This window comes from Amycolatopsis sacchari (genome assembly GCF_900114035.1).
Classification (GTDB): Bacteria; Actinomycetota; Actinomycetes; order Mycobacteriales; family Pseudonocardiaceae; genus Amycolatopsis_E; species Amycolatopsis_E sacchari.
This window is the reverse complement of sequence record NZ_FORP01000020.1, coordinates 104,633-116,486: the sequence shown is the minus strand read 5'-3', so window position 1 is coordinate 116,486 and position 11,854 is coordinate 104,633. Positions and strand designations below refer to the sequence as shown.

Annotated in this window: 12 protein-coding genes; 6 read left to right on the top strand and 6 right to left on the bottom strand. The window is 71.5% G+C overall.

All coding sequences use genetic code 11. The annotated features are described in order from the left end of the window. Positions 1 to 187: 187 nt before the first annotated feature. Positions 188 to 547, top strand: a complete 360-nt coding sequence (locus BMZ92_RS27335; protein ID WP_091513224.1) for a DUF1844 domain-containing protein — start codon at positions 188 to 190, stop codon at positions 545 to 547. Between the two features lie 48 nt (positions 548 to 595). On the opposite strand, the gene BMZ92_RS27330 is transcribed toward BMZ92_RS27335, so the two are convergent. Both BMZ92_RS27330 and BMZ92_RS27325 read right to left on the bottom strand, forming a co-directional pair. Next, positions 596 to 976 (bottom strand): RidA family protein, encoded by a 381-nt coding sequence (locus tag BMZ92_RS27330; RefSeq protein WP_091513221.1) that lies wholly within the window; start codon positions 974 to 976, stop codon positions 596 to 598. Between the two features lie 14 nt (positions 977 to 990). Continuing rightward, entirely contained in the window at positions 991 to 1,737 is a 747-nt protein-coding gene (locus BMZ92_RS27325; RefSeq protein WP_091513219.1) for an IclR family transcriptional regulator, read from the bottom strand. Between the two features lie 92 nt (positions 1,738 to 1,829). Here BMZ92_RS27325 and BMZ92_RS27320 point away from each other — a divergent pair, with 92 nt between their 5' ends. From BMZ92_RS27320 to BMZ92_RS27310, 3 genes are read left to right on the top strand one after another with little or no spacing between them, the layout of a single operon-like run. Further along, positions 1,830 to 3,098, top strand: a complete 1,269-nt coding sequence (locus BMZ92_RS27320) for an amino acid deaminase (protein WP_091513217.1) — start codon at positions 1,830 to 1,832, stop codon at positions 3,096 to 3,098. 8 nt (positions 3,099 to 3,106) lie between these two features. After that, positions 3,107 to 4,690 (top strand): N-acyl-D-amino-acid deacylase family protein, encoded by a 1,584-nt coding sequence (locus BMZ92_RS27315; protein ID WP_091513214.1) that lies wholly within the window; start codon positions 3,107 to 3,109, stop codon positions 4,688 to 4,690. After that, the gene (locus BMZ92_RS27310) at positions 4,687 to 6,066 is read left to right on the top strand and encodes a GntP family permease (RefSeq protein WP_091513212.1); all 1,380 of its coding nucleotides are present in this window, start codon (positions 4,687 to 4,689) and stop codon (positions 6,064 to 6,066) included. The genes BMZ92_RS27315 and BMZ92_RS27310 overlap by 4 nt, the downstream gene beginning before the upstream one ends. An 85-nt stretch (positions 6,067 to 6,151) precedes the next feature. On the opposite strand, the gene BMZ92_RS27305 is transcribed toward BMZ92_RS27310, so the two are convergent. From BMZ92_RS27305 to BMZ92_RS27295, 3 genes are read right to left on the bottom strand one after another with little or no spacing between them, the layout of a single operon-like run. Continuing rightward, positions 6,152 to 6,619 (bottom strand): YbjQ family protein, encoded by a 468-nt coding sequence (locus tag BMZ92_RS27305; RefSeq protein ID WP_091513210.1) that lies wholly within the window; start codon positions 6,617 to 6,619, stop codon positions 6,152 to 6,154. After that, positions 6,616 to 7,302 (bottom strand): response regulator, encoded by a 687-nt coding sequence (locus tag BMZ92_RS27300; RefSeq protein ID WP_091513207.1) that lies wholly within the window; start codon positions 7,300 to 7,302, stop codon positions 6,616 to 6,618. Before BMZ92_RS27300 ends, BMZ92_RS27305 begins: the two co-directional genes overlap by 4 nt. Then, a complete protein-coding gene (locus BMZ92_RS27295) occupies positions 7,299 to 8,885 on the bottom strand; it encodes a sensor histidine kinase (protein ID WP_245783278.1) in 1,587 nt (528 codons plus the stop codon). Before BMZ92_RS27295 ends, BMZ92_RS27300 begins: the two co-directional genes overlap by 4 nt. Before the next feature lie 55 nt (positions 8,886 to 8,940). Here BMZ92_RS27295 and BMZ92_RS27290 point away from each other — a divergent pair, with 55 nt between their 5' ends. Continuing rightward, positions 8,941 to 9,801 carry a hypothetical protein gene (locus BMZ92_RS27290; RefSeq protein WP_091513204.1) on the top strand — a complete coding sequence of 287 codons (861 nt, stop codon included), beginning with the start codon at positions 8,941 to 8,943 and terminating at the stop codon, positions 9,799 to 9,801. A 166-nt stretch (positions 9,802 to 9,967) separates the two neighbouring features. Next, a complete protein-coding gene (locus BMZ92_RS27285) occupies positions 9,968 to 11,275 on the top strand; it encodes a cation:dicarboxylate symporter family transporter (protein ID WP_091513298.1) in 1,308 nt (435 codons plus the stop codon). A gap of 56 nt (positions 11,276 to 11,331) precedes the next feature. On the opposite strand, the gene BMZ92_RS27280 is transcribed toward BMZ92_RS27285, so the two are convergent. Then, complete coding sequence (locus BMZ92_RS27280; protein WP_091513202.1) at positions 11,332 to 11,772, bottom strand: SRPBCC family protein; 441 nt, start codon at positions 11,770 to 11,772, stop codon at positions 11,332 to 11,334. Positions 11,773 to 11,854 lie beyond the last annotated feature (82 nt).

Here is an 11,854-nt window from a genome sequence, read left to right as displayed (position 1 = left end):
TTCCCCCTGGGGAAACGCCGACATGCGGGGCCCTGTTCCGATCGCACCCGCCGAAAGCGGGCGCTTCGCCACCGCGGAGGTGGCGAGACCGGACCCGGCCGCCTGTCCGGCAACACGGGTGGGAGCGGGGCTCCACTTGCCGCCCCCGATCGCTCGGAGGCTGGTCGCACGTGGAAGGGTAGCAGACGTGTCTTACAACGCTTCCTCCCAGCCCGAGAATTCCCCGGGCGTGCGCGAACTGGAGGACATCCCCAGCGTCGAGGTGATCAGCCGCGCGGCCGTCATGCTCATGTCGGCCGCGGCCGAGCGCCTCGGCCTGGCCGATCCCGACCCGGACGCCAGCCCCCACCGCGACCTCGACGAAGCCCGCCGCCTGATCACCGCGCTGGCCGGGCTCGTCACGTCCTCCGTCGAGTACCTCGGCCTGCACGCGGCGCCGCTGCGCGACGGCCTCCAGTCCCTCCAGAAGGCCTTCCGCGAGGCCTCGGCCGTGCCCGACGCGCCCGGTCAGGGCCCCGGCGAGAAGTACACCGGCCCCGTCCACTGACGCGCACCCGCCGCGGGGCCACGAACCCGGGCCCCGCGGCGGCCGTGCTCAGTCCAGCACCGCGAGCGCGTCGATCTCCACCAGCAGCCCCTCGGGCAGGCCCACGTAGACCGTGGTGCGCGCCGCGTAGGGCTCCTTGACCAGCTGGTTGTAGACCTCGTTGAACTCCGCGAAGTGCGCGGTGTCGGTCAGGTACACCCGCACCATCACCACGTCGTCGAAGCTCGAACCGGCCGCCGCGAGCACCGCCTCCACGTTGGCGAACGCCTGCCGCGCCTGCTCGGCGACGGTGGCCCCCGCGACCTCCCCCGTCTTGGGGTCGAAGCCCACCTGGCCGGCGACCTGCAGGATGTTCCCCTTGCGCACACCCGGCGAGTAGTTCGCCGCGGGTTTCGGCGCGTTCTCGGTGCTGATCGCGACCTTGCCCATCGAATCTCCCTCTCTCACTGTCCCGTCCATCCGCTGTGGACGGACGCCTCGTCCGCCGCGGCCGTCAGCTCCGGCAGGAGCGCGAGCAGCCCGTCGTAGTCCAGTAGCACCCTCGGCACCGACAGCGAGACCGCGGCGAGCACCGCTCCGCCCGGCCCGCGCACGGGGGCCGCGACGCAGTGGATGAAGTCCTCGTGCTCGGCGTTGTCGACCGCGTACCCCTGCTCGGCGACGCGCTCCAGCTCGGCCAGGTACGCCTCCGCGCTGGTGATCGTGTTCTCCGTCAGGGCCGGGTAGTCGAGCGACCGCGCGACCTCCGCGCGGCGCACCGGGTCGAGCGCGGCGACGAGCACCTTGCCGACGGCCGTGCAGTGCAGCGGGGCGCGCTTGCCGATCCGCGAGTACATGCGCACGCTGTGCGTGCCCTCGTACTTGTCGACGTATACGACCTCGCCGTCCTCGTACGTCGCGAGGTGCACGGTGTGGCCGGTGCGCGCGTTCAGCTCCGCGAGCGCGGGCGCGGCGCTGCGGCGGACGTCGCGATCCTCCAGCGCGCGGCTGGCGAGGTCGAACAACGCGCTGCCGAGCCGGTAGTGCCGCGTGCCCTCGCGCCGGACGAAGTGGTGTGCCTCCAGGGTGCGCAGCAGCCGTAGCACCGTGGACTTGTGCACGCCCAGCTCCTCGGCGAGCGCGTCGAGCGTGTCCGCGCCCTGGGCGAGCGCGCCGAGCACGCTCAGCCCGCGATCAAGACTCTGGCTCACGGCCGCTCCCATTGACCCGCACGAGTGACGATGCTACATCTACTGCATTCATCATGTGCAACCACCATTGCACATCACGCAACGGAGTACCGATGACCTCCTCCGACTGCTCGCTCGACCCCGCCGCGCTCACCGCGCTGCGGGACGAACCGCTCGACTGGCGGTTCAAGGCGATCCCTCCGGCACTGTGGGGGCTGTCGCTCGGACAGGCCGCGAAGCAGCGGCTCCACCTGTTCGACGACGGCTTCGTCGCGCCCGTGGTCGTGCTCGAAGCCGACGCGCTCGAGCACAACCTCCGCACGATGGCCGACTGGTGTGCCGGCCACGGCGTCCGGCTCGCGCCGCACGGCAAGACCACGATGGCGCCCCAGCTGTTCGCGCGCCAGCTCGAACTCGGCGCCTGGGGCATGACCGCCGCGAACGCGAGCCAGCTGCGGGTCTACCGCGCGTTCGGCGTTTCCCGCGTGCTGCTGGCGAACCAGCTGGTGGACGCGGCCGCGCTGCGCTGGCTGGCCGCCGAGCTGGAGCGGGATCCGGGGTTCGAGTTCAGCTGCTGGGTGGACTCGGTCCGCTCCGTGGAGCTGATGACCGAGGCGCTGGCCGGGGCGAAGCGGCCCGTGGACGTCCTGGTCGAGCTGGGTGGCGACGGCGGCCGTACCGGGGCGCGTGACGAAGCGACCGCGCTCGCGATCGCCGAGGCGGTGCGGGAAAGCCCGTCGCTGCGGCTGATCGGCGTCAGCGGTTACGAGGGTGCGCTGGCGCACGACAGCTCGACGCACTCGCGACAGATCGTTGCCGCCTACCTGCGGCGGCTGAAGGCGCTGACGATCACGTTGGCGGAGCGTGGTTTCTTCGACGGGACGATCGTGGTCACCGCGGGCGGCAGCGCCTACTTCGACCTCGTGGCGGACGAACTGACCGGCTGGCCCGACGGGCTGGACGTGGTGCCGGTGCTGCGCAGTGGCGCGTACGTCACGCACGACGACGGGTTCTACCGCTCGATTTCCCCGCTGCACGACCGCTTCCGCTCCGCGCTGCGCGCGTGGGCCCAGGTCACCTCAAAACCCACGGACGACCTCGCGCTGCTGACGCTCGGCAAGCGGGACGCGTCGTTCGACGAGGGGCTGCCCGAACCGCAGTTCCTGCGCCATGACGGGAAAACCGAGCCGCTGGACGGGCACGCGATCACCGCGATGAACGACCAGCACTCGTTCCTGTCACTGCCCGCCGGTTCCCCGGTGCGCGTGGGTGACTGGATCGGGCTGGGGCTGTCGCACCCGTGCACGGTGTTCGACAAGTGGCAGCTGATCCCGGTAGTGGACGGCGAAACCGTCGTCGACCTCGTCCGGACCTACTTCTAGGAACTCCCATGGACACAGTGATCCGCGGTGCCCGGATCGCCGACGGCACCGGGGCCCCTCTCGTGCGTGCCGACGTCGGGATCAGCGAGGGCCGCATCGCCGCGATCGGGGACTCGCTCACCGGGCGCCGGGTGATCGACGCGGACGGGCTCGTGCTCGCACCCGGGTTCATCGACATGCACTCGCACTCGGACCTGCAGATCCTCGCCCAGCCGGACCACCTGGCGAAGGTGTCCCAGGGTGTCACGACGGAGGTGCTGGGGCAGGACGGGCTGTCCTACGCCCCGGTCGACGACGAGACGCTCGCCGCGTTGCGGCAGCAGCTCGCGGGCTGGAACGACGACCCGGCCGGTTTCGCGTGGTCGTGGCGGTCGGTCGGCGAGTACCTGGACCGGCTGGACGAGGGCATCGCGGTCAACGCCGCTTATCTCGTGCCACAAGGAACCGTGCGGATGCTCGTCGTCGGGCACGACGACCGGCCGGCGACAGAGTCCGAAATGGACCGGATGCGGGAGCTGGTGGCGACCGGGCTGCGGGAGGGCGCGGCAGGGCTCTCGTCCGGCCTCACCTACACACCCGGGATGTACGCCAGTACCGCCGAGCTGGTCGCGTTGTGCGAAGTCGTCGGCGAGCTCGGCGGCTACTACAGCCCCCACCACCGCAGCTACGGCGCAGGCGCGCTGGAGGCGTTCGCGGAGATGGTCGACGTGTCACGCCGTGCGGGTTGCCCGCTGCACCTGGCTCACGCGACGATGAACTTCTCCGTCAACAAGGGCAAGGCGTCCGACCTGCTGCGCCTGCTCGACGAAGCGCTCGACGACGGCGTGGACATCACGCTCGACACCTACCCGTACCTGCCCGGCGCGACCTACCTGTCCGCGCTGCTGCCGAGTTGGGCCGCCGAGGGCGGGCTGGACGCGACGCTGGCGCGACTGTCCGATCCGGACACCCGTGAGCGCATCCGCGCGGACATCGAGGAAACCGGGTCCGACGGCGCGCACGGGGTGCCGATGGACTGGTCGACCATCGAGATCAACGGCGTCCGGAAGGCCGAGAACGCGCACCTCGTCGGGCTGACCGTCGCGGAAGCCGCGCGGCGCCAAGGGGTTCCGCCCGCGCGGCTGTACTTCGACGTGCTCGTGTCCGAGCGGCTGGGCGCCTCGTGCCTGATGCACGTGGGGCACGAGGAGAACGTGCGGACGATCATGAAGCACCGCACGCACACCGGCGGCAGCGACGGGCTGCTCGTCGGCGACCGGCCGCACCCGCGCGCGTGGGGCACGTTCCCCCGCTACCTCGCCCGCTACGTGCGGGAGCTCGGTGTGCTGAGCCTGCCCGAATGCGTCGCCCACCTGACCGGCAGGGCCGCGCGGCGGCTGCGCCTGACCGACCGGGGGCTGGTCCGCGAGGGCTACGCCGCCGACCTGGTGCTGTTCGACCCGGACACCGTCCGGGACACCGCCACCTTCGACGACCCCCGGCAACCCGCCGAGGGCATCTCCCACGTCTTCGTCAACGGCGTCGCCGCCCTCGACGACGGCTCCCCGACCGGCGCGCTCGCCGGGCACTCGCTCCGACGGAGGTCCGTTTGATCCACTGGTTGCAGCACACGACGGGCGGGCTGCTCACGCTCGCCGCCGTGTCCATCGCCGTCCTGCTGCTGATGATCATCAAGCTGAAGGTCGAGCCGTTCATCGCGTTGATCGTGGTGGGCCTGCTGACCGCGCTCGCCGCGGGACTGCCCGTCGGCACGATCGTCGGCACCGCGCAGAAGACGTCGGATTCGTTGCTGGAAAAGGGTTTCGGGGGCATCCTCGGGCACATCACGGCGATCATCGGGCTCGGCACGCTGCTCGGCTCGATACTCGAACGCTCCGGCGGGGCGCGCGTGCTGACCGGGGCGCTGCTGCGGTCGTTCGGCGAGAAGCGGGCGCCGCTCGCGATGGGGCTGGCCGGCCTGATCTTCGGCATCCCGGTGTTCTTCGACATCGGCATCTTCGTGCTCGCGCCGCTGGTGTACGTCGCGGCGCGGCAGGGTGGCCGGTCGATCCTGCCGTACTGCCTGCCGCTGCTCGCGGGCCTGTCGATGACGCACGCGTTCATCCCGCCGCACCCCGGGCCGGTCGCGGCCGCCGGGCTGCTGCACGTGGACCTCGGCTGGATCATCCTGATGGGCGCGGTGTGCGGGATCCCCGCCTGGTTCGTCAGCGGCGTGCTGTTCCCGAGCTGGATCGGCAAGCGGATGAACCGGTCCGTGCCGGAGGAGATGATCGTCGTCGAGGAGGAGGACGAGCACCCGCCGTCGCTGGGCCTCGTCACGGGCATCATCGCGGTGCCGCTCGTGCTGATCCTCGCGGGCACGTTCGGCAGCATCTGGCTGCCGAAGAACTCGGTGCTGGCCGGGATCGCGGCCTTCGTCGGCACGCCCGCGGTCGCGCTGACGATCACCGTGCTGCTCGCGTCCTGGCTGCTGGGCTACCGGCGCGGGATGAGCGGCAAGGACCTCTCCGAGCTGGCGGCGGCCTCGCTGCGGCCGGTCGCGATGCTGCTGCTCGTGGTCGGGGCCGGGGCGTTCTTCGGGGCGGTGCTGTCGGCGACCGGGATCGGCAAGGCGGTCGCGGACTCGTTGCACGACGCGGGCCTGCCCGTGATCTTCGCGGCGTACGTGATCAGCTGCGGGCTGCGGATCGCGCAGGGTTCGGCGACCGTGGCGATCGTGACGACGAGCGGCATCATCGCGCCGACGGTCACCGAGCTGGGCTACTCGCAGGTGCAGCTGGCGCTGCTGGTGGTCGCGATCTCCGCCGGGTCGATCATCGCCTCGCACGTCAACGACGGCGGCTTCTGGATCGTTTCGCGCTACTTCGGGCTGTCGGTCGGTGACACGCTCAAGACCTGGACCGTGCTGGAAACCCTGTTGTCCGTGACCGGTTTCGCCGTCGCCGCGGTGCTGATGGCCGTCGTGTAGGAGGTCGCCGGGCTGCATGGCTCGCAGTACCGGCCGGTCCACCTCGGCGAGATCGCCGCCGAGCTGGACCGGCCGGAGTGCGCCGTCACTGCTGCGGATAACCCTGCGGCTGCTGGTACTGCTGCTGCGGCGGGGCGTACTGCTGGTACTGCTGCGGCTGTTGCTGGGGCGCGGCCTGCTGCTGGGGCGCCTGCTCGGCACCCTCCGGCACGACGTACACCGCGGTGCCGTAGGCGGCGATCTCGCTGGCGGTCTGGGCGATCTCGTTGCAGTCGAAGCGCAGCGCGAGCACCGCGTTCGCGCCGTAGTTCATCGCCTCCTGCGCGAGCCGGCCGAGCGCCTCGTACCGGGAGTCCGAGAGCAGTTTGGACAGACCCTTCAGCTCACCGCCCGCCATCGCCTTGAACCCCGCGCCCATGGTGGAGAACATGTTCCGGCTGCGCACGGTGAGGCCGAAGACCTCGCCGAACACCCGGACCACTTTGTAGCCGGGCAAATCGTTCATCGTGGACAGCAGGATCGGGAACTGCTGCTGGGGATATCCCTGGGTCATGGCCGCAGCCTAAGCGATGAGGGGTTCGCGCGGTACCAAACCTCCGGTCTGCCCACGTGCCCGTAGCGCGGCTCGCGTCGCGCGAGCCCGTTGTCGGCCAGGTACTCCAGGTAACGGCGCGCCGTCACGCGGGACACGCCGGTCACCTCCGCGGCGGTACCCGCGGGCATCCCGTCGGGCGCGGCCCGCAGCGCGCCGACGATCGCGTCCATGGTCTGCGCGCTCATCCCCTTCGGGAGTGCGTTGTGCCCCGGCGTGCGCAACGCGGCGAGCGCGCGGTCCACGTCGGTCTGGTCGGCCGCCTCGCCGCTGCTCCCGCGGAACTCCGCGTACCGCTCCAGTTTGTCCCGCAGGGAACCGAAGGTGAACGGCTTGAGCAGGTACTGCACGACCCCGACGGACACCGCCGCCTTCACCACGGCGAGGTCGCGCGCGGAGGTCACGGCGATCACGTCGGCGGGATTCCCCGACGCCCGCAACGCACGGCACACCGCGAGCCCGTGCGTGTCGGGCAGGTAGAAGTCGAGCAGGACGAGGTCGACGGCGTGCCGTTCGCAGAACCGCAGCGCCTCGCCACCCGAGTGCACCACGCCGGCGACCGTGAACCCGGCGACGCGCTCGACGTACTGCCGGTGCGCCTCGGCGGCGACCGGGTCGTCCTCGACCACCAGCACCAGGATCACCGCGCCACCTCCCGGCGCAACGGCAGGCGGACGCTGAACACCGCGCCGCCGTCGTGGCCGAGGGTGATCTCCCCGCCGTAGCGGCGCACCACCTGCCCGACGAGCGCCAGTCCCAGCCCGTGCCCCTCCTGCGGTTTCGTCGTCCAGCCGCGCTGGAACACCGCGTCCTTCGCCGATTCCGCCACGCCCCGGCCGCTGTCCGCGACCCGCAGGAGCAGGCGCCCGTCGTCGTCCCGCACCGTGACGGTTACGCGCGGGCGGGCGGCGGCCGCGTTCTCGATGGCGGCGTCGATGGCGTTGTCGACCAGGTTGCCGAGCACCGTGACGAGGTCACGCGGTTCGAGGTCCAGCTCGTCGAGCGCGGTGTCGTCGGTGAGCACCAGCTCCACGCCGCGTTCGCTCGCCTCGGCGGCCTTGCCCAGCAGCAGCGCGGCGAGCACCGGCTCGGCGACGGCGCCCACGACCCGGTCGGTCAGCCGCTGCGCGATCTCCAGCTCCGCCGTCGCGAACTCGACCGCCTCCTCGGTACGGCCCATTTCCACGAGCGACACCACGGTGTGCAGCCGGTTGGCCGCCTCGTGAGCCTGGGAACGGAGGGATTCCGCGAGCCCGCGTGTCGTGTTCAGCTCACCGGTGAGCAGCTGCAGATCGGTGTGGTCCCGCAGCGTCACCACGATGCCGCGGGCGCGCTCGTCGGAGCGGACGGGCGCGGTGCTCACCACCAGCACCCGCGTGTCGGTCAGGTGGATCTCGTCGGTGCGGGGCTCGTCGTCGCGGAAGGCGGTCACCAGGTCGGCGGGCAGCCCCAGTTCCGCGATGGGCTTGCCGACCGGGTCGTCCCGCAGACCGAGCAGCGCCCGGGCGCCGTCGTTGCACAGCACCACACGGCGGTCCTCGCCCAGCAGCACCAAACCCTCGCGGACCGCGCGCAGCGTCGCCTCGTAGTAGGCGAACACGCTGCTCAGCTCGGCCGGGGCGAGGCCACGCGTCTGCCGCCGCAGCCGTCCGCTGACGAGCACGCTGCCCGTCAGCCCCACCACGAGCACGGCGGCCGCGACCGCGAACAACGGCCGCAGCCGCTGCGCCAGCTCCGCGGAGATCGCCTCGACGCGGATGCCCACCGCGACGAGCGCCACCACCCGGTGCTCGCGGTCGAACACCGGCACCACGGCACGCATCGAAGGCCCGAGGGTGCCGCTGTAGGTCTCGACGACGACACCGCCCTGGCGCGCCTCCGCCGTGTTGCCGAGGAACCGCTGCCCGATCACCGCCGGATTGGGGTGCGTGTAGCGGATGCCGTCGGGGTCCATGATCGTGACGAAGTCGACCCCGGTGTCGGCCCGCACCTGTTCCGCGTACGGCTGCAGCCGCGTGCTCGGGTCCGGAGTGGACAGTGCGTCGAGCACGGTCGGCGCGTCGGCGATGGTGCGGGAGACCGCCAGCACCTCGCGCGTGGCCCGCTGGTCCGCGGAGCGCGACGCGTCGAGGAACGCCAGCCCCGCCCCGACGCCCACCAGGGCGACGACGCCCGCGACCTGCACCAGCAGCAGCTGGCGGGCCAGACTCCAGCGCCGGTTCCGCACCCGTCGAGCCTAAAAGAGCTGACAGGACCGCGGCGGGGTGGGCATGCTTGCGGCGATGAGCGAACGGGCGGTGCGCCGCGTGCGCGAGCTGACCGGTGGGCCGAGCGTCCTGGACGGGCTCACCGGGTCCGACCTGACGACGTTCCTGCTCGACGTGTTCCGGCGTCGCGCGCGGGAGCGCCGTCCGGCCGACGTGCTGCGCCGCTACCGGGAGGACCGGTTCGCGACGCCTGGCACCGTGGACCTGTTGTCGCTGCGCCGGGCCGAGGACGCGCTGCTGACCGCGCTCCCGCCCGGCACCGACACCGTGTCGCTGGCTCCGCTCGTGCCGCTCGGCACGCACTGGGTGCTGGGCGGGGTGGACCCGCGCAAGGCGGTCGCGACCGTGCGGGGCACCGAGGTCGCGGCCGACTCGACGGTGGGTCTCGCACTCGAAGCCGCCGCACGGCGGACGGGTGCGGGCACGGTCCGGCTCGCTACCACTCAGCGCGTGACGCGGGCCCAGCTGTTCGACGGGGCGGGAGCGCACTTCCAGCTCTTCGCGTTCGTGACGGCGGGCCGTGCTCCGGATTTCGAACGGGAGCACCTCGCCGAGCACCTGCGGTTCCTGATCGAGGCGCTGCGGGGGCGGGAGTTCCGGATCGCGTTGACGTGCCTCGACCGCCAGGGCGAGGCGATCGCCGAGTCCGTCCGGTCCCTGCCCGGCGTCGTCGACGATCCCGCCAGGGAGCGCGGGCGCGACTACTACCGGCACCTCTGTTTCAAGGTCTTCCTGACCGGCGGCGAGGACCGGTTCGAGATCGGCGACGGCGGCTTCACCGACTGGACGGCGAAACTGCTCAGCGACCGCAAGGAGCGGCTGCTGACGACCGCGATCGGCGTGGACCGGCTGGCGCTGCACGCCAGGACGGGGTGAGGCGGGCGCGGGCCGCGTGAACTCAATGAACACAACCGTGACCGCGGCCACGGCGCCCCGCATAGTTCCCTGTCGAGTCGCGCCGGTGAGGGCGCGCCGTCCCCACTTGGAGGCAAGGGTGCCGACAACGCAATCCGCCGACGCCACGCCACGGCGCCGCGACCGGATGCACTACCTGTATCTCGCCGTCGTCGCGGCGGTCGTGCTCGGCGTCATCGTCGGGTTCCTCGCGCCCGGGTTCGCCAAGGGCCTCGCGCCACTGGGCACCGGGTTCGTCAACCTCATCAAGATGATGATCTCGCCGATCATCTTCTGCACCATCGTGCTCGGGATCGGCTCGGTCGCGAAGGCCGCGAAGGTCGGCAAGGTCGGCCTGATCGCCATCGGGTACTTCCTCGCGATGTCCACCGTGGCCCTGATCATCGGGCTCGTCGTGGGCAACGTGCTGCACCCGGGCTCGGGGCTGCACCTGGACCCCAGCGCCGCAGCGAAGGCGCACCAGCAGGCGACCGGCGGCGAGGGCAGCACGGACTTCCTGCTCGGCATCATCCCGACGTCGCTGCTGTCGGCGTTCACCGAGGGCTCGGTGCTGCAGACGCTGCTCGTCGCGCTGCTGGCCGGGTTCGCGCTGCAGAAGCTCGGGCCGGCGGGCAAGCCGATCCTGCGCGGGATCGAGCACATCCAGAAGCTGGTGTTCCGGATCCTGTCGATGATCATGTGGGCCGCGCCGATCGGCGCGTTCGGGGCGATCGCCGCCGTCGTCGGCAACACCGGCTGGGCGGCGCTGCGGAGCCTGCTGGTCGTGATGCTCGGGTTCTACATCACGTGCGTGCTGTTCGTGTCCATCGTGCTCGGCGCGATCCTGTGGTTCGGGGCGCGGATCAACATCTTCAGCCTGCTGCGGTACCTCGCGCGGGAGTTCCTGCTGATCGTGTCGACCTCGTCGTCGGAGTCGGCGCTGCCGCGGCTGATCGCGAAGATGCAGCACCTCGGCGTGAGCCGGTCGGTCGCCGGGATCACCGTGCCGACGGGGTACTCGTTCAACCTCGACGGCACCGCGATCTACCTGACGATGGCGACGCTGTTCATCGCGACGGCGCAGGGCAGCCCGCTGTCCATCGGGGAGCAGATCTCGCTGCTGGTGTTCATGATCATCGCGTCGAAGGGTGCGGCGGGCGTGAGCGGCGCCGGCATCGCGACGCTCGCGGGCGGGCTGCAGTCGCACCGGCCGGACCTCGTCGACGGCGTCGGGTTCATCCTCGGCATCGACCGGTTCATGTCGGAGGCGCGTGCGGTGACCAACTTCGCGGGCAACGCGGTGGCGACCGTGCTGATCGGCTCGTGGACGAAGGAGTTCGACCGGGAGAAGGCCGCGGCGGTGCTGGCGGGCCGGGAACCGTTCAACGAGACCACATTGCTGGACGAGGACGAGCAGACCCCGGAGGAACCCGCCAGGGAGAAGGCGCTCGCCTGAGTGCTGGTTCGTCGGCGCCCGCCCGGGTTTTCCCGGGCGGGCGTCTTTCGTGGGGGTCAGGCCAGGCGGTCGAGGAGACCGCGCCGACCTCGGCGCATCATGAGCGCGTGGTTGAGCTGGAAGAGCGGGCGCGCGACCGGGGAGAGGCGGCGCAGCAACGGTTTCGTGGCCACGACCTCCTGCGTGATGTCCAGCGTCGTGCCACGGGGGTGGCCGAGCACGCGCGCGGCGAGTGAGCCCTGGAGGTCACCGTCGAGGTGGACGCGCAGGCGGCCCGCGGACGCGTCCTGCTCCGCGCGGCGCATGCGGATCACCAGTCGGTACGGCAGCGTCGCCCGGCAGACCAGCTCCGCCGTGTCTTCGTCGATCTTGCGCACCGAACGGACGTCGGGCCACCAGCGCGGGTAGCCCTCGAGATCGGCCACGGCGTCGAACACGGCCCGCCGCGGGGCGGGCAGGAACCACGTGTCCCGGAACCGGTAGCCGTTGAGCCGCACGACCTCCAGTATGAGCGATCTTTCGCGGCAGCCCGCGAACCCCGGTGAGGCCGGCGTGGAAAGGTCGGATGTGCCCCATCGG

Coding starts and splice junctions, on each gene's coding strand:
- BMZ92_RS27330 (WP_091513221.1), bottom strand. CDS start 976: ATGGGCAAGGTCGCGATCAGCACCGAGAACGCGCCGAAACCCGCGGCG.
- BMZ92_RS27290 (WP_091513204.1), top strand. CDS start 8,941: ATGAGCGAACGGGCGGTGCGCCGCGTGCGCGAGCTGACCGGTGGGCCG.
- BMZ92_RS27315 (WP_091513214.1), top strand. CDS start 3,107: ATGGACACAGTGATCCGCGGTGCCCGGATCGCCGACGGCACCGGGGCC.
- BMZ92_RS27305 (WP_091513210.1), bottom strand. CDS start 6,619: ATGACCCAGGGATATCCCCAGCAGCAGTTCCCGATCCTGCTGTCCACG.
- BMZ92_RS27285 (WP_091513298.1), top strand. CDS start 9,968: ATGCACTACCTGTATCTCGCCGTCGTCGCGGCGGTCGTGCTCGGCGTC.
- BMZ92_RS27320 (WP_091513217.1), top strand. CDS start 1,830: ATGACCTCCTCCGACTGCTCGCTCGACCCCGCCGCGCTCACCGCGCTG.